General features: G+C 65.0%; 18 protein-coding genes. 11 read left to right on the top strand and 7 right to left on the bottom strand.

The genetic code is table 11. The annotated features are described in order from the left end of the window. Positions 1-28 precede the first annotated feature (28 nt). From JMN37_RS06805 to JMN37_RS06825, 5 genes are all read left to right on the top strand, one after another. Positions 29-1,198 carry a glycosyltransferase 87 family protein gene (locus JMN37_RS06805; RefSeq protein ID WP_252931435.1) on the top strand — a complete coding sequence of 390 codons (1,170 nt, stop codon included), beginning with the start codon at positions 29-31 and terminating at the stop codon, positions 1,196-1,198. Between the two features lie 108 nt (positions 1,199-1,306). Then, positions 1,307-3,379 (top strand): glucose PTS transporter subunit IIA, encoded by a 2,073-nt coding sequence (locus tag JMN37_RS06810; RefSeq protein WP_252931436.1) that lies wholly within the window; start codon positions 1,307-1,309, stop codon positions 3,377-3,379. Positions 3,380-3,389: 10 nt separating this feature from the next. Beyond that, positions 3,390-4,217, top strand: a complete 828-nt coding sequence (locus JMN37_RS06815) for a PRD domain-containing protein (RefSeq protein ID WP_252931437.1) — start codon at positions 3,390-3,392, stop codon at positions 4,215-4,217. Between the two features lie 33 nt (positions 4,218-4,250). Further along, positions 4,251-5,942, top strand: coding sequence for a phosphoenolpyruvate--protein phosphotransferase (gene ptsP, locus JMN37_RS06820; protein ID WP_252931438.1), 1,692 nt, complete (start codon positions 4,251-4,253; stop codon positions 5,940-5,942). Positions 5,943-6,129: 187 nt separating this feature from the next. Next, entirely contained in the window at positions 6,130-8,895 is a 2,766-nt protein-coding gene (locus JMN37_RS06825) for an ATP-dependent Clp protease ATP-binding subunit (RefSeq protein ID WP_252931439.1), read from the top strand. A gap of 430 nt (positions 8,896-9,325) precedes the next feature. Here JMN37_RS06825 and JMN37_RS06830 read toward each other — a convergent pair whose 3' ends face one another. The 3 genes from JMN37_RS06830 to zupT are packed head-to-tail and all read right to left on the bottom strand — an operon-like array spanning position 9,326 to position 12,898. Next, positions 9,326-10,717 carry a lipase family protein gene (locus JMN37_RS06830; protein WP_252931440.1) on the bottom strand — a complete coding sequence of 464 codons (1,392 nt, stop codon included), beginning with the start codon at positions 10,715-10,717 and terminating at the stop codon, positions 9,326-9,328. A gap of 40 nt (positions 10,718-10,757) precedes the next feature. After that, complete coding sequence (locus JMN37_RS06835; RefSeq protein WP_252931441.1) at positions 10,758-12,089, bottom strand: alpha/beta fold hydrolase; 1,332 nt, start codon at positions 12,087-12,089, stop codon at positions 10,758-10,760. Between the two features lie 41 nt (positions 12,090-12,130). Next, entirely contained in the window at positions 12,131-12,898 is a 768-nt protein-coding gene (gene zupT / locus JMN37_RS06840) for a zinc transporter ZupT (RefSeq protein ID WP_252931442.1), read from the bottom strand. A gap of 28 nt (positions 12,899-12,926) precedes the next feature. Here zupT and JMN37_RS06845 point away from each other — a divergent pair, with 28 nt between their 5' ends. Next, positions 12,927-13,097, top strand: coding sequence for a DUF4236 domain-containing protein (locus JMN37_RS06845; protein WP_071565885.1), 171 nt, complete (start codon positions 12,927-12,929; stop codon positions 13,095-13,097). On the opposite strand, the gene JMN37_RS06850 is transcribed toward JMN37_RS06845, so the two are convergent. After that, positions 13,076-13,978 carry an iron-sulfur binding domain-containing protein gene (locus tag JMN37_RS06850; RefSeq protein ID WP_252931443.1) on the bottom strand — a complete coding sequence of 301 codons (903 nt, stop codon included), beginning with the start codon at positions 13,976-13,978 and terminating at the stop codon, positions 13,076-13,078. The genes JMN37_RS06845 and JMN37_RS06850 overlap by 22 nt on opposite strands. 19 nt (positions 13,979-13,997) lie before the next feature. On the opposite strand from JMN37_RS06850, the gene JMN37_RS06855 reads away from it, so the two are divergent. Both JMN37_RS06855 and JMN37_RS06860 read left to right on the top strand, forming a co-directional pair. Beyond that, positions 13,998-14,606, top strand: coding sequence for a carbonic anhydrase (locus JMN37_RS06855; RefSeq protein WP_252931444.1), 609 nt, complete (start codon positions 13,998-14,000; stop codon positions 14,604-14,606). A gap of 5 nt (positions 14,607-14,611) precedes the next feature. Further along, on the top strand, positions 14,612-15,301 hold the full coding sequence (locus tag JMN37_RS06860; protein WP_252931445.1) for a hypothetical protein: 690 nt from the start codon (positions 14,612-14,614) through the stop codon (positions 15,299-15,301). A 29-nt stretch (positions 15,302-15,330) separates the two neighbouring features. Here JMN37_RS06860 and disA read toward each other — a convergent pair whose 3' ends face one another. Genes disA through JMN37_RS06875 form a run of 3 tightly spaced genes read right to left on the bottom strand, consistent with a single transcriptional unit; the run spans position 15,331 to position 18,304 of the window. Continuing rightward, on the bottom strand, positions 15,331-16,377 hold the full coding sequence (disA, locus tag JMN37_RS06865; RefSeq protein WP_070975547.1) for a DNA integrity scanning diadenylate cyclase DisA: 1,047 nt from the start codon (positions 16,375-16,377) through the stop codon (positions 15,331-15,333). Further along, complete coding sequence (radA, locus tag JMN37_RS06870; protein WP_071573134.1) at positions 16,370-17,758, bottom strand: DNA repair protein RadA; 1,389 nt, start codon at positions 17,756-17,758, stop codon at positions 16,370-16,372. The genes disA and radA overlap by 8 nt, the downstream gene beginning before the upstream one ends. A 6-nt stretch (positions 17,759-17,764) precedes the next feature. Continuing rightward, entirely contained in the window at positions 17,765-18,304 is a 540-nt protein-coding gene (locus JMN37_RS06875; protein ID WP_252931446.1) for a hypothetical protein, read from the bottom strand. A gap of 210 nt (positions 18,305-18,514) precedes the next feature. Between JMN37_RS06875 and JMN37_RS06880 the strand changes: the two genes are divergently transcribed. Genes JMN37_RS06880 through ispF form a run of 3 tightly spaced genes read left to right on the top strand, consistent with a single transcriptional unit; the run spans position 18,515 to position 20,353 of the window. Beyond that, positions 18,515-19,111 carry a CarD family transcriptional regulator gene (locus JMN37_RS06880; protein WP_252931447.1) on the top strand — a complete coding sequence of 199 codons (597 nt, stop codon included), beginning with the start codon at positions 18,515-18,517 and terminating at the stop codon, positions 19,109-19,111. 14 nt (positions 19,112-19,125) lie between these two features. Next, positions 19,126-19,851, top strand: coding sequence for a 2-C-methyl-D-erythritol 4-phosphate cytidylyltransferase (gene ispD, locus JMN37_RS06885; RefSeq protein ID WP_252931448.1), 726 nt, complete (start codon positions 19,126-19,128; stop codon positions 19,849-19,851). A gap of 10 nt (positions 19,852-19,861) precedes the next feature. Then, positions 19,862-20,353 carry a 2-C-methyl-D-erythritol 2,4-cyclodiphosphate synthase gene (gene ispF, locus JMN37_RS06890; RefSeq protein WP_252931449.1) on the top strand — a complete coding sequence of 164 codons (492 nt, stop codon included), beginning with the start codon at positions 19,862-19,864 and terminating at the stop codon, positions 20,351-20,353. Positions 20,354-20,355: the final 2 nt, after the last annotated feature.

Raw genomic sequence — 20,355 nt, forward strand, 5'->3', positions numbered from 1 at the left:
TCAATAGTGATGGGCGTAAGGCGATGCGATGGTGAAGCAGGTTTCGTTGTGGGTGTGGGTGCTCGTTGGTGTGCTCGCGGCCGCCAGTGGGCTCAGTGAGGTCTTTGGCAGTGCGGCGCGCGGCGAGTTGCTGGACGTCGGCGTGTTTCGCGACGCCGGCAACGCCCTGATCAGCGGCGCCGACCTGTACGACGACTTCCCGACTCGTAGCGGGTTCCGCTTCATCTACCCGCCGTTCGCGGCCTTGCTGTTTGTTCCGCTGACGTGGATGCCTGAGCCGGTGATGGACATGGTGTGGACGTTGGCGACGATGGTGTGCGTGGCGCTCATTTCGTGGTTGGCGCTGCGCAGGCTAGACGTGAAGGTGACCCCGCTGGTGCTGGTGGGAGTGATTGCGTGGTCCTTGGCGATTGATCCGCTGCAGGCGAATTTCTTCTTCGGCCAGATTAACGTGTTCTTGTTCGCGCTGGTCGTGGTGGATGCGCTGGGCCTGTTGCCGCGGCAGTTGCGCGGTGTCGGTGTGGGGATTGCGGCTGGGATTAAGATCACGCCGGCGGCGTTCGCGATTTTGTTCTTGGTGAAGAAAGATTGGGCGTCGGTGGCGCGTGCTGCGGGGACGTTCGTGGGCACGATTCTGATTGGTGTGCTGATGCGTCCGGCGGAGACCTGGTACTACTTCACCGACGAGTTCTTCAACACCGACCGCGGCGGCAACGCGATGTACCCGCCGAACCAGGCGCTGTCCGGCCTGTTCGCGCGTGCGGGTCTCGATGCCCCGACCGGCGTCATCTTCTTGGTGTTCGCGCTGCTCACAGGACTGGGGGCGTGGTACCTGCTGCGCCGGGGGCTGGACGTGCATGCGCTGTTCTTCGTCGCGCTGGGCATTAGCGTGGGTGGGCCGTACGCGGTGTCGCACCATTTCTCCTGCGTGATGTTGGCGGTCCCGCTGATTTTTGCGGCGGTGCCGTCGGTGTGGAAGCTCGCGTACGTGCTCTACGTCGCGGTGCTGTTCGTGCCGTCGTATCAGCTCTACCCGGAGGTTGATGCCTACAGCTTCTCGACGCCCCTTTGGTACATGGGCAACCTGATCGGGTTGGCGTCGCTGGCGATGTGGGCAGCGCTGCTGCTGGAGCGTTGGTTCCCAGCTGAGAGCAAGCTTATTGCACACCAAAACGTTCCGGCATATAGTGGAACGTAATACCAACCACAGGGTTGTTACCTGCCGGGTTCGGCGGGGCAAGACCTGGGACGTTTTCGCGTCCCGGGTCTTTTTTCATCCCTGGATCTATGAAGAAAAGGAGTGAACATGGCAACCAAGCAGGTCGGCTTGCAGGAGCAGGCGGCGGATATCCTTGCGGGGATTGGCGGTGCGGACAACATTGCGTCCTTTACGCACTGCGCGACCCGTTTGCGTTTTGAGCTCAACGACGCCTCCCTGGCTGACAAGGAGCGTCTTGAGGCGAACCCGAAGGTGATGGGTGCGGTGCCGCAGGGCGGGTCGCACTACCAGGTGATTGTTGGCGGGGACGTCGCGACGGTGTACAACGCGATGAACAACCTGCCGGAGATGCAGTCGCGTGGCAGCCAGAGCAACGATGATGTGAAGGCGGCCCAGCGCGCGAAGGCGCAGGGCAAGGTGCCGTGGATGGACGCCTTCTTCGAGTACCTCTCGGATTCCTTTAGGCCGATTCTGGGTGTGTTGCTTGGGGCGTCGTTAATTATTGCGTTTGCTGCAGTGATGGACGCCTTCGAACTTGCGAACTTCCATGCGGAGGTCAAGACGCCGGGTTGGCAGTTCGTCGACGCGATGTGGCGCTCGGTGTTCTACTTCCTGCCGGTGATGGTTGCGTACAACGCGGGCAAGAAGCTCAACATTGAGCCGTGGGTGCCTGCCGCTGTCATCCTGGCGCTGTTCACCCCTGAGTTCATGGGGCTGGCGAGCCACCCGGATGCCGTGGTTGAGACGAATAACCTGCTCGGCACCGAGGTCAGCCGCGTGACGGTGATGGGCCTGCCGATGCTGCTGCCTGACTACGGTGGCAACGTGTTCGTGCCGCTGATCATGGCGGTCGTGGCGGCCCTGGTGTACAAGGGCTTCCAGAAGATCATCCCGTCCGCGGTCCACATGGTGTTCGTGCCGTTCCTCACCCTCTTGGTGATGATCCCAGTCACCGCGATCGTGATTGGGCCGCTCGGCTACGCGCTCGGCGCATGGATTGGTGTTGGCCTTGCGTGGCTGAACGGTAACGCGCCGTTTGTGTTCGCCATCCTGATCCCAATGCTGTACCCGTTCCTGGTTCCGCTCGGCCTGCACTGGCCGCTCAACGCCCTCATGCTGGTCAACATACAGACCCTGGGCTACGACTTCATCCAGGGCCCAATGGGTGCTTGGAACTTCGCCTGCTTCGGTGCAACCGCTGCTGTGTTCGCGCTCTCGCTGCGCGATAAGGATCCAGTCATGCGCCAGACCTCCGGTTCAGCGCTGGCAGCTGGTCTGTTCGGTGGTATTTCGGAGCCGTCCCTCTACGGCATCCACCTGCGCTATAAGAGGATCTACCCGCGGATGCTGGTGGGCTGCTTCACCGGTGGTCTGACCATCGCGATTCTGGGCACCCCGTTCGGCGGCGTGCAGACCAACGCGTTCGTGTTCACCTCGCTTTTGACCACCGTGGTCTTCAGCCCGATGTGGGTCTACATCATCGCTATTGCGGTCGCGTTCTTCACCGCGTTCTTCGTCATCTACTTCACCGACTACCGCACGCCGGAAGAGCGTGAAGAGGCCCTGGCTCGCGCACGTGCAGCGCAGGAGGAAAAAGAGCAGGAGGAAGCTCCGGCAGTTGCAGCAGCTCCGGCGGCGGCCGCTCCAGCCGCTGCAGCAGCGGAGGCGGAGGCTGAGGCACCTGCGGCCCCTGCAGCGGACACACGCGAGGTCACCGCGCCGATCGCCGGCAAGGTTGTCCCGATGGACCAGATCCAGGACGCCGCGTTCGCATCCGGTGCGCTCGGCCAGGCGATTGGCGTGCTGCCGGAAGGTGGCGTCGAGAAGGTTGTGGCGCCGGTTGCTGGCAAGGTGATCTCTGTTGCGAAGACGGGGCACGCCTACGGAATCAAGACTGACGACGGCGTCGAGGTCCTCGTCCACATCGGCATTGACACCGTCAAGCTGAAGGGCGAAGGCTTCACCCCGCTCGTGGAGAAGAAGCAGCGCGTCGAGATTGGCGACGCCCTCGCGGACGTCGACTTCGGCGCAATCGCAGGTCACGGCGTGGACACCACGGTGATTATGACCGTGGTCAACTCCAAGTCGCTGGCCGCTGTGGAAGATATCGCCACTGGTGAGGCCGAGGTCGGCCAGCCACTGTTGGGGGTAACCAAGTAGGGTCGAACACATGCAAATACTGCGCATCTTTAACAACAACGTCGTCCTGGCCCGCCGCGGGTCGGAGGATGTTGTGGTGACCGGTCGGGGCATCGCCTTTGGGGCAAAGAAAGGCGACGTCCTCGACGAGTCGAAGGTGCAGCGAGTATTTGTTCCGGCGGATGGTCGGGACCCGGACCACTCCGGCCAAATGATTGCCGGGCTTCCCGCCGAAGATATACACCGTGTGACCGCAGCGTTGGAGGCCGTGGGCGCAAAGCCCAGCATCACGCTGGTCACCGCGGTGACGGACCACATCATCAACGCGTTTGAGCGGGCCTCCCGCGGCGAAGAGATCGCCTACCCGTTGCGCGCCGAGGTCCAGCACTTGTACCCAGCAGAGTATGCACAGGGCGAACGCCTGCTGGAGCACATCAACATTCTTTTCGACGCCACCCTGCCCACCACCGAAGCCACCGCGCTTGCGATGCACCTGGTCAACGCCGGTTTCAACACCGGTGACTTGGCGCATACGTACCGGATGACGGGGTTGATTCAGCAGATGATGCAGATCATTGAGGCTGAGTTTGGGGTGGAGTTCGAAGCGGCGTCGATAAATGTGGCCCGGTTTATTACACACATTCGTTATTTGTTTGTTCGCCTTGAGCAGGGGAAACAACTCGAGCGCGGAAATTCTCCGCTGGCGCGTGAGTTGACGCGCAGTTACCCGAGGGAAGTTGAGTGCGCCCGAAAAGTGGCCGCTGTAGTGGAGCTTCGCTTCGATACAGCGTTGACAGAAGATGAAATTGCGTACCTTGCTCTGCACATTGCGCGCCTCAGCGCGTACCATCAAATGTAATACCATTAGCTTGATTGCTGAAAGGACACACTCATGACTGACCGCACCGTCTTGTATGGGATCGGGGTTTCCGCAGGTACCGCCTCTGGCCCGGTCGCAGTTGTTACACCCGCCGTTGGTATCGACGAGCACGAACAACCATGCACCGACCCTGACGCCGACGGCGAGCGTGTCGTCGCGGTCTTGGAAGAAGTCTCCGCGTCCTTGACGGCGCGCGCAGAGCACGCAAACTCTGAGACATCCAAGGCTGTCCTTGAGGCCACCGCCGCCTTGGCGAAGGACCGCGGCCTGGTGCGCGGCATTAAGAAGGAACTGAAGAAGGGGACCGGCGTGACCAAGGCGGTCCACGACGCGGTGGAGGCGTACGCGGCGAAGTTCCGCAAGCTCGGCGGCTACATGGCTGAGCGCGTCACCGACCTCTACGACATCCGTGACCGCGCGACCGCGCGCCTGCGCGGGGTGCCGGAGCCGGGCGTGCCTGCGCTCGAGGTGCCGTCCGTGCTCGTCGCGAACGACCTCGCACCGGCAGAGACCGCGACGTTGGATCCGGCGTTGGTCGTCGGCATCGTGACGGAGGCCGGCGGCGCGACCTCGCACACGGCGATCCTCGCCGCGCAGCTCGGCATCCCGGCAGCGGTGCAGGTTAAGGGTATTACTGAGGCGCTTGTCGACGCCCCAGCGATCGCGCTTGACGGCGGCGTCGGCGAGGTGATCGTCGCCCCGAACGAGTCGGACGTCGCCGAGCTCGAAGAGCGGTCCCGCCGCCGCGCCGCAGCCCTGGCTGGTTCCTCCGGCGAAGGTGCCACCCGCGACGGCTACCGCGTGAAGCTGCTGGCCAACATCGGCACCGCGGACGACGCCGCGAAGGCCTCCGGCTACGACCTGGAAGGCTCCGGCCTGTTCCGCACCGAGTTCCTCTTCCTGGACCGCGACTCTGCCCCGAGCGTCGAGGAGCAGACCGAGACGTACACCAAGGTGCTGCGCGCATTCGGTGACCGCCGCGTCGTCGTGCGCACCCTGGACGCAGGCGCCGACAAGCCGCTGTCCTTCGCCGACCTCGGCGAGGAAGAGAACCCGGCACTGGGCCGTCGCGGCCTGCGCCTGTCCATGGCCCGCGAAGACCTCCTCGACGACCAGCTCAAGGCGCTGGCCGCAGCACACAAGGCTGTCCCGGAGGCTGAACTGTGGGTGATGGCCCCAATGGTGGCCACGGTGGAGGAGACCCGCTGGTTCACCGAGCGCGCACGCGCCCACGGTCTGCCGAAGGTCGGCGTGATGGTGGAGACCCCCGCGGCCGCGATCCGCTCCTCCCACATCCTGGACATTGCGGACTTCGCGTCCATCGGCACCAATGACCTGTCGCAGTACACCATGGCCGCCGACCGCATGCAGGGCGAGCTCGCAGAGCTGCTCACCCCGTGGCAACCGGCAACGCTGGCCATGATCCGCGAGACCTGCCGCGGTGGCGAAGCCACCGGCAAGTCCATCGGCGTGTGCGGCGAGGCAGGCGGCGACCCACTCATGGCGCTCGTCCTCGTCGGCCTGGGCGTGAGCTCCCTGTCCATGGCGCCGGGCAAGGTCAACGCGGTGCGCGCCGCGCTGCGCCTGCACGACCGTGACACCTGCCGCCAGATGGCGAACTTTGCCGTCGACGCCCCGACCGCGAAGGAAGCACGCGAGAACGTGCTCAAGATCGCGGATCCGGTGCTGCGCGACCTGCTCTAAACTGGCCGGTTGGGGCCGGAGGAGGCGTCGAAAAGCCTCTGTTCGCTACGAGCGAACACCCGACCTGAGCTGGTGTAATGGCCCCTGAAGCCATGAAGTGACGCCCTCGGCGGGACGATGTGTCCGCCGGGGGCGTTATGGTTGGTGACAACTCTTTAAAAACCGTTATTAGTAAGGGGTCAGCCAGTTGTTTGAGAGGTTTACCGATAGGGCCCGCCGCGTCATCGTCTTAGCCCAGGACGAGGCGCGCGAGCTGAACCATAACTTCATGGGTACAGAGCATATCCTGCTCGGCCTTATTAAGGAGGGCGAAGGCGTCGCAGCAAAGGCGCTGGAGTCCATGGGTATCAATCTTGACGACGTCCGCTCCGAAGTCATCGAGATCATCGGACATGGCACGCAGCCGGTCACTGACCAGATCCCATTTACCCCACGCGCCAAGAAGGTGCTGGAGCTCTCCCTGCGCGAGGGCCTGCAGATGGGACACAAGTACATCGGCACCGAGTTCCTGCTGCTCGGTCTCATCCGCGAGGGCGACGGCGTGGCAGCCCAGGTGCTGATTAAGCTCGGCGCCGACCTGCCACGCGTGCGCCAGCAGGTGATCCAGCTGCTCTCCGGCTACGAGGGCGGCGAAGCGCAGAACCCGGAGACCCCGCAGGGCGGCGGCCCGGGCTTCGCGGGCGCCGGCCAGGGCCCCGGCATCATGGGCGGTCCACGCCCAGGCCAGCAGGGCGAGCGTTCCAACTCGCTCGTGCTCGACCAGTTCGGCCGCAACCTCACCGCCGCCGCCCGCGAGGGCAAACTCGACCCGGTGGTGGGCCGCGATAAGGAAATCGAGCGCATCATGCAGGTGCTCTCGCGCCGCACGAAGAACAACCCGGTGCTCATTGGTGAGCCGGGCGTCGGCAAGACGGCCGTCGTGGAGGGCCTCGCGCTCGACATCGCGAACGGCAACGTCCCCGAAACGCTGAAGGACAAGCAGGTCTACTCCCTGGACCTCGGCTCCCTGGTTGCAGGCTCACGCTACCGCGGTGACTTCGAGGAGCGCCTGAAGAAGGTCCTCAAGGAGATCAACCAGCGCGGCGACATCATCCTGTTCATCGACGAGATCCACACCCTCGTCGGCGCCGGCGCTGCCGAAGGCGCTATCGACGCCGCCTCGTTGCTCAAGCCGAAACTGGCACGTGGCGAGCTCCAGACCATCGGCGCGACCACGCTCGACGAGTACCGCAAGCACATCGAGAAGGACGCCGCCCTTGAGCGTCGCTTCCAGCCCGTCCAGGTCGACGAGCCCTCCGTTGAGGACACCGTCACCATCCTGCGCGGCCTGCGCGACCGCTACGAGGCGCACCACCGCGTCTCCTACACCGACGACGCCCTCAAGGCCGCAGCCACCCTGGCGGACCGCTACATCAACGACCGCTTCCTGCCGGACAAGGCCGTTGACCTCCTCGACGAGGCCGGCGCCCGCATGCGCATCAAGCGCATGACTGCCCCTTCCGAACTTCGCGAAGTCGACGAGCGCATCGCCGACGTCCGCCGCGAGAAGGAAGCCGCCATCGACGCCCAGGACTTCGAGAAGGCAGCGGGCCTGCGCGACACCGAACGCAAGCTGGGTGAAGAGCGCAAGGAGAAGGAAAAGAAGTGGCGCTCCGACGACCTCGAGGAAATCGCCGAGGTCGGCGAAGACCAGATCGCCGACGTGCTCGCGCACTGGACCGGCATTCCCGTCTTCAAGCTCACTGAGTCCGAGTCCTCGCGCCTGCTCAACATGGAATCCGAGCTGCACAAGCGCATCATCGGCCAGGACGAAGCAGTCCGCGCCCTGTCGCGCTCCATCCGCCGCACCCGCGCCGGGCTCAAGGACCCGAAGCGCCCATCCGGCTCCTTCATCTTCGCCGGCCCGTCCGGCGTCGGTAAGACAGAGCTGTCCAAGGCGCTTGCCGAGTTCCTCTTCGGCGACGAAGATTCACTCATTCAGGTCGACATGGGCGAGTTCCACGACCGCTTCACCGCCTCCCGTCTCTTCGGCGCCCCTCCGGGATACGTCGGCTACGAGGAGGGCGGCCAGCTCACCGAGAAGGTGCGCCGCAAGCCGTTCTCCGTGGTCCTCTTCGACGAGATCGAGAAGGCGCATAAGGAGATTTACAACACGCTGCTGCAGGTGCTCGAAGAAGGCCACGTCACCGACGGTCAGGGACGCATGGTGGACTTCAAGAACACCGTGCTCATCTTCACCTCTAACCTGGGCACCGGCGACATTTCCAAGCCGGTCGGCCTCGGCTTCACCGGCAGCACTGCCACTGACGCCGACGCCCAGTACGAGCGCATGAAGAACAAGGTCCACGATGAGCTGAAGAAGCACTTCCGACCAGAGTTCCTCAACCGCATCGACGAAATCGTCGTCTTCCGCCAGCTGTCCCAGGAAGAAATCGTGAAGATGGTGGACCTGCTCATCAGCCGGGTGGACACCAACCTGGCTGCGCAGGACATGGGCATCGAGCTCACCGAGAAGGCCAAGAACCTCCTGGCCATCCGCGGTTTCGACCCAGTCCTCGGTGCGCGCCCGCTGCGTCGCACCATCCAGCGCGAGATCGAAGACATGCTCTCGGAGAAGATCCTGTTCGGCGAGATCGGCGCCGGCGAGATTATCACCGTCGACGTCGAAGGCTGGGACGGCGACATCGAAGCCGCCCGCAACACCCGCGGCAAGGCGGCGCCGGAGGCAACCTTCACGTTCACTCCACGTCCACGCCCGTTGCCTGCGGAAACGTTCGGCGAAGACGCAGCCGCTGAGGAACCAGAGGAGAAGGCAGTCAGGGACATCACCCCTTCGGAGGGCACCCCTGAGACCGAGGCTTCCCAGTTCCCAGATGAGCGCCCGGAGTCTGGCCCTGAGCCTGACTCGGACTCGGATTCCGACTCCGATGGTCGGGGACCTGAGCCGGTCTAATCAGTAGGTTGGAAAGCCGCACCTTGGTGGTGCGGCTTTCTTTTTGCCTTGGTGGGGCGGGTATTGGTGCCAATAGACGCACCCATATACGTCTAGTGCTTTTCTGACCTGCAAGAATGGACGGCGTGGATTCTTGGATTGCGTCCTTTGGCACTCTATGTATCCAAAGAGGCACCAAATTCCCTCGCGCGCGGCGGCAGCGACCTGGGGAAACGCAAAAACATGCTCCCAAATCAGCGAATTTGGTGCCATCGAAGCCGGTCCAGTGTCAATAGACGCAACCTTATACGTCTAGCGCTTTTCTGACCTGCGGGAATGGTGGGGGTGGTTTGTAGGATTGCGTCCTTTGGCACTCTATGTATCCAAAGAGGCACCAAATTCCCTCGCGCGGTGGCAGCGACCTGGGGAAACGCAAAAACGCGCTCCCAAATCAGCGAATTTGGTGCGCCCACACCAAGGCCGGGTTCGGCAGGCCGGAGCCGACCAGCCAGGTGCCTAAACCTACAGCGCTGAGTACAGCGAAGATGCCGAAGAGGATGGCGTCGGCGACTGGTCCGGTGTACTGGTAGTTCGAGGCGGTGTTGATGGAGGTGTTGTCGGGGATGTTGCAGTTCGGGGTGAAGGCTGGCGCGTGTGGGTCGAAGCGCTCGTCGAGCCAGGTGATCACGTGGGCGGTCTCGAGGACGATTGGCAGGGCGTGGCCAGCACCGGCGAGGTTTGCGAATGGGGTGGTGGAGGACCCGGAGTCGAGTGGCGTGGATCGGGTGCCGGGGATAGAGACGCTGCGGTACTCCACGGGTGAGCCGAGCGTGCAGTAGTCGCGGGCGAGTTGGACGGCTTGTGGGGCGGGGACCATGTCGTCGTCGGGGTTGGTGAGCACGAGTGTTGGGACTTTGGTGGGGACGCGGCCGAGCTTGTTCTGGTCGAGGCGGGCTCGCAGGACGGGGTTGTCGTGGGCGAGTTCGGCCAGGTTGACGCCACGTTTCGTGTAGGCCTTGAATTCCTTGGGGGCGATTCGGACGGCGTCGAGGATGCACGCCTTGGATAGGGCGTCGAGGGTGCGCACGCCTTCCGCGTTGAGTTCGGCGTAGAGGGCTTCGCGGAAGTCGGGGTAGGTGGAGGAGTAGGAGACGGCGGCGAAGCCGGCGACTGGGGTGATCAGGGTCCCGCGGGACTGTTCGAGCACGGCCAGTGGGTCGGCGGGTGGGGCGCCGACGAATGCGGCGACCACGTTGAGTTCGGGGGCGTAGTCGGCGACGAGTTCGGCTGCTGCGGCGGATGCGCCGCCGCCTTGGGAGTAGCCCCAGAACGCGACTTTTTCGCCGTCGTGTGCGGCGTAGCGGGCGGCGTCGATGACGGCGTGGCCTTGGTCAACACGGTTGAGGTACGTGTGCGTGCCTGGGGTGCCGAGGCCGACGTAGTCGGTGACGATGACGCGGTAGCCGGCGTCGAGAAGCATGTGGGCCATGGGGCGCTCGTAGTCGACGCTGAAGGAGGTCCCAGAGTCGGAGGACGTCAGTGAGGTGTTCTTGCTGGGTGCGCAGTGGTCAGCCATGCCGCGGGTGCCGGGCGCGATGACGACGAGCCCCTTCGCGTTGTCCCTGTCGTAGAGGGTGGCGGTAACTGGCGCGCGTGTGCCGGACTCGGTGGTGGTTTCGTAGCGCACGACTTTCGGCGCGGGGCGGAAGGCCGATTTGATGGCGGAGGAGCCCACCTCCGCCACGGAGCTCAACGGGTCGAGCGAGCTCGCGGCGGCGGAGGGGGCGAGGGAAGCGGCGAGCGCGAGGGCGCACAGCGCTGAAAGTGTAGACCGAATGTGCATAGTCGGTCATTGTAAACGACGCCCCTCTGCCCGAACTATGTCAGCGCATCAGCCCCGTGCCGACCATCCAGGCGCCCATCCCAACGGCACTGAGTACGCCGAGGATGCCGAGGAAGATCGCGGCGATGGTTTCGTTGGTGTACTGCAGGATGGGGTGATCTGACTGGATTGGGGGAGTGTCGGGGATGGGGCAGGTTGCGGTGAATGCGGCCGCGTCGGGGTCGAAGCGCTCGTCGAGCCAGGTGATGGCGTTAGAGGATTCGAGGTAGAGGGGCAGGGTGTGGGCGGAGCTGTCGACGTTGGCGAAGGGGGCTTCGGGGCGGACACCTTGCATGGCAACTGCTCGGTACTCCACCGGTGCGCCCACGCTGCAGTAGTCGCGGGCGAGCTGGGTCACTTGTGGAGAAGGGACCAGGTCGTCGGCGGGGTTGGTGAGCACGAGGGTCGGCATGCTCGTGGGCACGCGGCCGAGTTTGTTCTGGTCGAGGCGCGCCCGCAGGGTCGCGTTGGCCTGGGCGAGTTCGGCGAGGCTTTCGCCGCTCTTGGTGTACTCGGTGAAGGGTTTCGGCGCGACGCGGGGTGCCTCCGCCATGCAGGCATTGGAGAGTGCCTCGAGCGTGTCGACGCCTTCTTCGTTGAGTTCGGCGTAGAGAGCTTCGCGGAAGTCAGGGTAGGTGGACGCGAAGCTGACAGCGGCGAAGCCGGCGACGGCACTGATTTGTTTGCTGGTTGCTTGCTCGAGCACGGCCAGTGGGTCGGCGGGTGGGGCGCCGACGAAGGCGGCGACGACGTTGAGCTCGGGGGCGTAGTCGGCGACGAGTTCGGCTGCTGCGGCGGAGGCGCCACCGCCTTGGGAGTAGCCCCAGAAGGCGATTTTTTCGCCGTCGTGTGCGGCGTAGCGGGCGGCGTCGATGACGGCGTGTCCCTGGTCGACGCGGTTGAGGTACGTGTGCGTACCTGGGGTGCCGAGGCCGACGTAGTCGGTGACGATGACGCGGTAGCCGGCGTCGACAAGCTTGCGCACGATGCCGCGCTCGTAGTCGATGTTGACTGATTTTTGGTGGGCCGTGCGCAGGACGGCGGGGCTGTTGCTCGGGGCGCAGTGGTCGCCGAGGCCGCGGGTGCCGGGGGCGAAGGCGACGAGCCCTTTGGCGTCGGGGGTGTCGTAGAGGGTGGCGGTGACTGGGGCACGGGAGCCGTCCTCGGTGGTGGTTTCGTAGCGGACGAGCTGTGGCTTCACACGTTGCGTGAAGCGCTGGGAGGTGGCGCTCTCGGATGAAAGTGGGGTGGCGTCAACGATGGGCGCTGTCGAGGCGCCGAGGGCCATAGCGCAGGCTATGGTCAGGGAAATTTTTGACCAATGATGTTTCATGGTCGGGAGTCTAACGTACAAATGTCTGTGACGTACAATTGTCAGGGCAGCAGCATGAGGCTCACGGCCATGATCGCCATGCCGCACATGACGCCGTAGACGCTGTAGTGGTGGTGCCCGGTGGCAATCGCGTTCGGCAGCAGCTTGTCGAAGCTGATGAACACCATGATCCCGGCGATCACCGCGAAGGAGTAGCCCATCGTGGTTGGCCCCATGAAAGGCGCGAGGATGAGGAAGCCGACGAGTGCGCCGAGCGGTTCCGCTAGCCCTGAGAGGGTGGCCCACCCGGCGGCCCACCAGCGTCGGCCGGTGGCCTCGCGAAGTGGGACGGCGACGGCGATGCCCTCAGGGATGTTGTGCAGCGCGATCGCGACGGCGATCGGGATGGCCAGGTACGGGTCGGCGAGCGCGGACATGAAGGTGGCGAAGCCCTCGGGGAAGTTGTGCAGCGCGATTGCCACGCCGGTGATCACGCCTGCGCGCCGCATCGCTTGGGCGCGTTTGTCCTCGTCGCCCTGGATGCTTTCGTGCGGGTTGATGTCGTGCGGCACCAGCTTGTCGATCACCGCGATCAGCGCCACCCCGCCGAAGAACCCGAGGATCGCGCGGCCCTGGTCGAGGGCGTCAATGCCCGCGGGGAGCAGCTCCGCGAGTGAGATGTAGACCATCACGCCAGCGGAGAACCCGAGGCTGCCGGCGAGGAACCTGTCGCCAATGGTGGACTTGAGCGCCACGACCACCCCGCCGATGCCGGTGGAGATGCCGGCCAACAGGGTCATCGCGAATGCGATCAAAACGCTCGAAGTCATGCGGACAGTCTATGTGTAGTCTGAGCGCATGGGAATCTATTATCGCAAGAAGCACAAGGTGAGTAAGAACTCGTGGCTGAACTTCTCCAAGTCTGGTGCTTCGGCTTCCACGAAGGTCGGCCCTGTCACGTTCAACTCGCGCGGTGGCGTGTGGGTGAAGCTGCCCGGTGGGTTCAATTACCGCGGTAGGTGGAAGTAGCCGGCGTCGTCTTGGACGGCGAGGCCGTCCTCAAGCAGTGAAAATAGCGCGCGGGAGCGTTGCGCTGCATCGGGCCACACCACGTCGATGTCGCGTTGCGGCACGGGTGCCGACGCCCCTCGCAACACCTGCATGATCTTGCCGCGCACCTGCCGGTCGGTGCCGGCGAAGCGCTGCGTCTTCTTCTTGCGCTGCTCCTCCGGGTTCGGCTCCGGCTTGCCCGCTGCCACCCACGCGCAGCGGCTGACCGGGCACGCCCCGCAGTCCGGGTTTGTGGCGGTGCACACGAGGGCACCGAGCTCCATCAAGCCGACCGAAAAGGTTGGGCCGTCCCACTCCGAACCGTCGTCGGGCAGCAGCGCCGCCACCTCCTGGAGCTCCGCCTTGCGCGGGTGCGCGACGGGCCTACCACGCTCGGCGCGCGCGACCACCCGGCGCACGTTCGTGTCCACCACCGGCACGTTTTCCCCGTAGGCAAAGCAGGCCACTGCGCGGGCCGTGTAATCGCCGATGCCGGGCAGTGCCAGCAGCTCCTCCACGCTGCGGGGGACGTGGCCGTCATGAAGCTCAGTGATCACTCGCGCGCACTCCAGCAGACGCAGCGCGCGGCGCGGGTAGCCGAGGCTGCCCCAGGCGCGCAACACCTCGTCGGCGCCGGCGGCTGCGAAGGCTTCCGGGGTGGGCCAGCGCCGCATCCACTCCTCCCAGATGGGGGCGACGCGCGCCACCTGTGTCTGGTGGCTCATCACCTCGCTGAGTAGCACGCCCCACGCGCTTGTGCCTGGTGCGCGCCACGGAAGCTCACGCGCGTTGGCGCGGTACCACGGGTTAATCTCGGCGGGTTGGAGGTTTGTTCGAATTTTGGCCATATCCTCAGTCATCTCTGCCAAAATATAGCCTATGAGTACAGAAAAGACGCCTCGTGAGGTGTGGGAACTCCTCAGGGCAGGAAATGAACGATTCGTTGCAAGCCAGGAGACGCACCCGCACCGCGACCCCACGTGGCGCGAACAGCTCCGAGACGGCCAGAACCCGATCGCCGCCGTCGTCGCTTGCTCGGATTCGCGTGTCCCAGTTGAGCTGCTTTTCGACGTCGGCTTCGGCGACATTTTCGTCATCCGCACAGCGGGCGGTTGCGTCGACGCCGCGGTGTCCGCCTCCGTCGAGTACGCGGTGGAAGGGCTGAACGTGCCGCTGGTGATGTTCCTGTCGCATGAGTCCTGTGGCGCGGTCGGCACGGCGCTGCACGCGGTGGAGACCGCCGAGATCCCCGATGGTCTGGTCCGTGTGTTCGTTGAGAAGATCGTGCCGTCGGTGCTCGAGTCGCCGTCGCGTGACCCGAAGGATGTGGAGGTCACGCACGCGAACCTGAGCGCGCAGCACCTCATCGAGCGGGTGCCTGTGCTCGCCGAGCGCCTGTCCAACGGGACCCTCGGTGTGGTCGCGGCACGCTACCAACTTGCCGATGGCGAGGTTCACCCGACCATGGAAAACTTCGGTATAGAGTAAGGGGCATGACTAACCAGCATCCGCTTCCACCCGAGATCTACCGGCGCCGCCGAGTCGCGGCGCTCGTTGCATTATTGGTGATCGTGATGTTCCTGGTGTGGGGGTTGAGCGCCCTTGCTCGCTCAGGCGGCGACGCTGACGTATCGACGTCCACTTCGCCCACCACCACGCCTGTCACGGAGCCGACGGTGCCGGAGCCGGGCGCTGCGACGCCGAGTGAGTCCGAAACGGCCAAGGAGAGCGCATCCGGTGAGCCGACCGAGCCGACCGAGCAAACGGAGCACACGGAGGCCGCCCCGTCCGGCACCTGTGAGCTGAAGGATTTGCGTGTGGTGGCGTCGACAAACCAGCCGTCGTACGCGGTGGGGGAGCAGCCGGTGTTCTACATGGAGGTGCAGAACCCGACGGACGCGGACTGCGTCATTGACTTGGACGCCAACATCATGCGCTTTGAGGTCTACGACATGGCCACGAACCAGCGCGTGTGGTCCGATGTCGACTGCTTCGATCCTGTCTTTGCCGGCCAGGAGACGTTCCCGCGCGACTCGAAGCGCGGTTTTGAGGCCCGCTGGTCGGGCACTAGCTCCCAGCCGAACGTGTGCACCGACCGCCAGCCGGTGCCGGCCGGGTCCTACTACCTACACACCGTGATCGGCGATAACGCCTCCGACGCGGTCCCGTTCAACCTGACCTAGCGCCTCGCTGGGGCCTAGCAGAGGCAGGCTTAGCTGAGGCGGCGCAACCCCTCGTAGATGTGGCGCGCCCACAGGCTGGTCACGTGGTCTGCGGAGCTCAAGTCTTCCGGCTGCGCCTCCAAGATGGCGGGCAGCGTGCCGAAGACGGCCACGATCTGATCCATCAAGAACTTCTGCACGCGAGGCACGCGCGCAAGCGCCCGGTAGCCACGCGGGATCAGCGCTTGCACGAGGTTCTCCTCGTTCGCGGGCAGCCCCAGCTGGCGCGCCAGCGCGGTCGTGTTCAGCAGCTCCGAATCCGGCAGAGTGTCCAAGGCCTCGAGGGCCTGGTGGACCTGCTCGTCCGTGGGCACGGTGGTCGTCGCGATGTAGTCGCGCACCAGCATCTCAACGTCGTGGGCGTTGTTGCCCTCCAGCTCGGAAAGCTGCAGGCTGAGCTGGCGGGCGTCGACACCCAACTCCACAATGCTCAGCTCCAGATCGGTGACGGCACGCTCGAGCATCAGCTGGCGCTGCAGCACGTTGAGCACGTCGGCGACGGTGGCATAGTTGTTCATCTCTGCCACGAACAGGCGGTGGTTCGACATGTCGAGGCGCTGGCGATAGCGCTCCACCGTGGACAGTGCCTGGTTCGCCCGGCCCATCAGGACCGCCGGCTCCTCCAAGCGGTGGCGACGCCCACCCGCGTACACCGTCACCGTATTCATCGACGCCGACACCGAGATCACCGGCCTGCCGGTCTGCAGCGCGGTGCGTTCCGCGGAGCGGTGGCGGGTGCCGGACTCACTGGTGGGGAAGTGCGGGCTGGGCACGAGCTGCACGTTGGCGTGGGTGATGCGGGAACCGTCGGCGGATAAAACGACGGCGCCGTCCATCTTGCACAGCTCGCGCAGCAGCGGTGGCTGGAAGGCGATGTCGAAGGCGATGCCGCCGTCGCAAATCTCGACGACCTCCGGCCCGTCGCCGAGGACGATGAGGCCACCGGTGTGGCCACGTTGGATTCGCTCGAGGCCGTCGCGAAGTGCGGTGCCGGGGGCGAGGCGCTCGAGGGCGGCGCGCATCGTGTCATCACTCATGCTGTGCAAGTGTAGCGATAGCCTGGCCAACCGTGGCCACCTGCTCAATTCGCAGGCCCGGGACCTGCAGGGACTCGCCCGCGGGCACGATTGCGTGCTCGTATCCCAGGCGTGCCGCTTCCTGGAGCCGACGCCCCAGGTTCGGCACCCGCCGGATCTCGCCGGCCAAGCCGACCTCCCCGATCACCACCGTCTTCGGCGGCAGCGGTGTCTCGTGCAGGCTCGACCACGTCGCCAGCGCCACCGCTAGGTCGGTCGCGGTCTCCGTGATGCGCACCCCACCCACGGTTGCCACGTAGGCGTCCTTGTCGTTCGTGCGCTGCCCGCAGCGCGCCTGCAGGACCGCCAGCACCATCGGCACGCGGTTGCCGTCCAGGCCCGTGACCACGCGCCTGGGCGACTTGTTCACCGGGTCCACGGTGAGCGCCTGCACCTCCGCGAGCATTGGGCGCACCCCGTCCATCGCCACGGTCACCGCGGAACCATCCGGGGTGCGGCCGCGGTGGGAGAGGAACAGCCCGGACGGGTCCGGTACTTCGCGGATCCCCTCGGCGGTCTGCTCGAAGCAGCCCACCTCATCGGTCGCGCCAAATCGGTTCTTGATGCCGCGCAGCATACGCAGGCTTGATTGCCGGTCGCCTTCGAAGTTCAGCACCACGTCCACCAGGTGCTCCAGCACGCGCGGGCCCGCGACGTTGCCGTCCTTGGTCACGTGCCCTACCAGCAGAATCGGCAGGTGGGTCGTCTTCGCTAGCGTGGTCAGCGCGGCCGTTACCGCGCGGGACTGCGCCACGCCGCCCGGCACGCCCTCCACACCGGGAGCGTGCATCGTCTGTACCGAGTCCACGATGAGCAGCGAGGGCTTGATCTGCTCCACGTGACCAAACACGATGTCCAGGTTGGACTCGGCCGCCAGGTAGAGGCGCTCCCGCAGTGCGCCGGTGCGTTCGGCGCGCCCGCGGACCTGCCCCGCCGACTCCTCGGCGGTGACGTAGAGCGCCTTGCGCCCATCGATCGCCGCCCAGCGCGAGGCCACCTCAAGCAGCAGCGTCGACTTGCCGACGCCCGGCTCGCCCGCCATGAGCACCACCGACCCAGGCACCACGCCGTTGCCCAACACCCGGTCAAGCTCGCCGATGCCGGAGCGCACCGTCTTGGTCGCGGCGGCGTCGATAGTTGTGATTGGGCGCGCAGGCGTTTGCGGCGTGAGTGCAGCGGCACGCGGTGCACTGGAGACCCCCGTCGCGCGGGTGGCGGTAACCACCGGCGCTGATTCTTGCAATGTCCCCCAAGAGCCGCATTCAGGGCAGCGGCCGAGCCACTTAGGAGAGGAGTATCCACACTCAGAACAGGTGTGGATCACCCGAGGCTTCTTCGCCATAGAGCCTTACTTGTTCAGGTCGCGGTGGACCTGGCCGGAAGGCAGCAGCGGAGCGGAAACCGGGGCGTTGACCTCGAGGGTGCCGGTGTCGAACGTGAAGGTCACAGGCACGGTGCCGCCGTACGCGAAGCTGTCGTTCGGCAGGGCGGTGCGGATGTACTCGATGCAGTTCTTGCCGTCATCCTGCGGCATGCGGTCCAGGCCTGCAGCGGAGTCGCCGACGAGCACGCAGTTGTAGCCGATCTCCTTCGAGGATTCGATGCTGACCGGGGTGCCATCGACGGAGACGGAGCGCAGCGAGTGCGTCGTCATCGACGTGTCCTGGTTCAGGGCGCTGAACTTCACTGCGGCGGAGCCGGACTCTTCGAGGACGACGGTGACGTCCTGCACGGCCAGCTCGCCGTTCTCGGTTTCGACGTTGGCGCCGTCAACTGCAGCCACCTGGTCAGAGGTCTGAGTGATTTGGCCTGCGGAGCATCCGGCCATGAGCAGTGCGGTTGCGAGTGCGAAAACCGGCTTCAGGGACTTCACGTGAGTGTCCTCCATCGTTCTTGTTTCACATATATGTTTCTCCGCACAACCCTAGCGCCTGGACCTAGACTTTTCACAGTTTCCTCACGCGTACCAGGCCCAGGCGGTGCGGGTGGGGTTAAACTTTAGTTGAGTTCGGCGCATCGCGGGTGCGCGTCCCCATTACGGCCCGTAATGGTAGGGTGGTGAGGTTACTGAGCCGGTTGTCATCCTCAAGGAGTGTTCATGGAATTCAAAGTCGGAGAAGTGGTTGTCTATCCGCATCATGGTGCGGCACGCATCGCCGACATCGAGCAGCGCGAAATTGGCGGAGAAACGCTCGACTTTCTCGTACTGCAAATCCTCCAGTCGGACCTTGAGGTCCGCGTTCCTGTAAAGAACACCGAGCTTGTCGGTGTGCGCGACGTCGTCGGCAAGGAGGGCCTGGAGAAGGTCTTCTCGGTGCTGCGCGAGACTGACGTCGAGGAGGCCGGCAACTGGTCCCGCCGCTACAAGGCGAACCAGGAGCGCCTCGCGTCCGGCGACATTAATAAGGTGGCGGAGGTTGTCCGTGACCTGTGGCGCCGTGACCAGGGCAAGGGCCTGTCTGCGGGCGAGAAGCGCATGCTGGGCAAGGCACGCCAGATCCTCGTCGGCGAACTCGCGCTGGCGGAGCCAGTCGACGAGAAGAAGGTCGAGGAGCTGGAAGAGGGCGTTCGCAAGATTATCGAGGAGCAGGTCAAGGCCGGTATTTCCTTCGCGCCTGACGTGGTGGTTGAGGACGAGGATGACATCGACTTGTATGACCTCAGCTTCGACGACGATGAGGACGACGAGAAGTAGCGGGACGTAGCCGAATGTCTCGCAGGGTAGTGGCCGTCGTCGCTGCGGCCGGCCAGGGCACGCGGCTCGGGGCGAGCGTGCCGAAGGCGTTCGTGCCGCTGCGTGGGCGCAGCTTGTTGGAGCGCTCGGTCACCGCGATGGAGACCGCCGAGGTGGTGGACTCGATCATCGTGGTGGTCAGCCCCGAGATGGAGGAAATCGCGCGCACCACGCTGCGCGGCCACGACGTCCGCTTCGTGCATGGGGGCGCGGAGCGCGCCGACTCCATTTACGAAGGCCTCAAGGCGATCGAGCACGAGGACGCCTGCGTGCTGATCCACGACGCCGCCCGGGCCTTGACCCCGCCCGGTATGATCGCGCGCGTCGCCCGTGCCGTGCTCGAGGGCGCGGATGCGGTGGTGCCGGTGTTGCCGGTCGTCGACACCATTAAGGAGATCGACGAAGCTGGGCGCGTCGTCGGCACCCCGGACCGCTCGACGCTGCGGGCGGTGCAGACGCCACAGGGCTTTGACCTGCGTTCCTTGCTCGCCGCGAACCGCGCGTACTACGAGGGGACGCCGGACTTCGTCGCTACGGATGACGCGAGCCTGATGGAGTGGTTCGGCGTGGACGTGCACACGGTGCAGGGGGACCCGATGGCGTTTAAGATCACCACGCCGATTGACATGCGCCTGGCGCAGAGCATTACGGACGAGGCGGAGCCGACAATCTTCGAGGTGCCGTCGGGGAGTACGCGGTAGGCTTGCGCGCATGACGTCGCACACAGATTTTCCACAGTTTAGGGTCGGTACCGCGTTTGATGCGCACCAGATCGAGGCCGGGAAGCCGTGCTGGATCGCGGGCATCCTCCACGAGGGCCAAGACGGCTGCGAGGGGCACTCGGACGGCGATGTTGTCAGCCACGCCGTGGTGGATGCGGTGCTTTCGGCGACGGGCCTGGGGGACCTGGGTTCCTTCGTCGGGGTGGGTCGGCCGGAGTATGACGGAGTGCGGGGCACGCAGCTGCTCAATGAGCTGCGCGAGCTGCTCGCACAGCATGGCCACCAGGTGATCAACGTGTCGGTGCAGATGATTGGCCAGACCCCGAAGATGGGCCCGGTGCGCGAGGAAGCGCAGCGCGTGCTTTCGGAGGTGCTCGGCGCCCCGGTGTCGGTGTCGGCGACCACGACGGACCACATGGGTTTCACCGGCTCGGGTGAGGGGCGCGCTGCCGTCGCTACTGCGCTGGTTGCACTAAGCTAAGG

It is taken from the genome of Corynebacterium lipophilum, from assembly GCF_024102595.1.
GTDB classification, from domain to species: Bacteria; Actinomycetota; Actinomycetes; order Mycobacteriales; family Mycobacteriaceae; genus Corynebacterium; species Corynebacterium pseudogenitalium.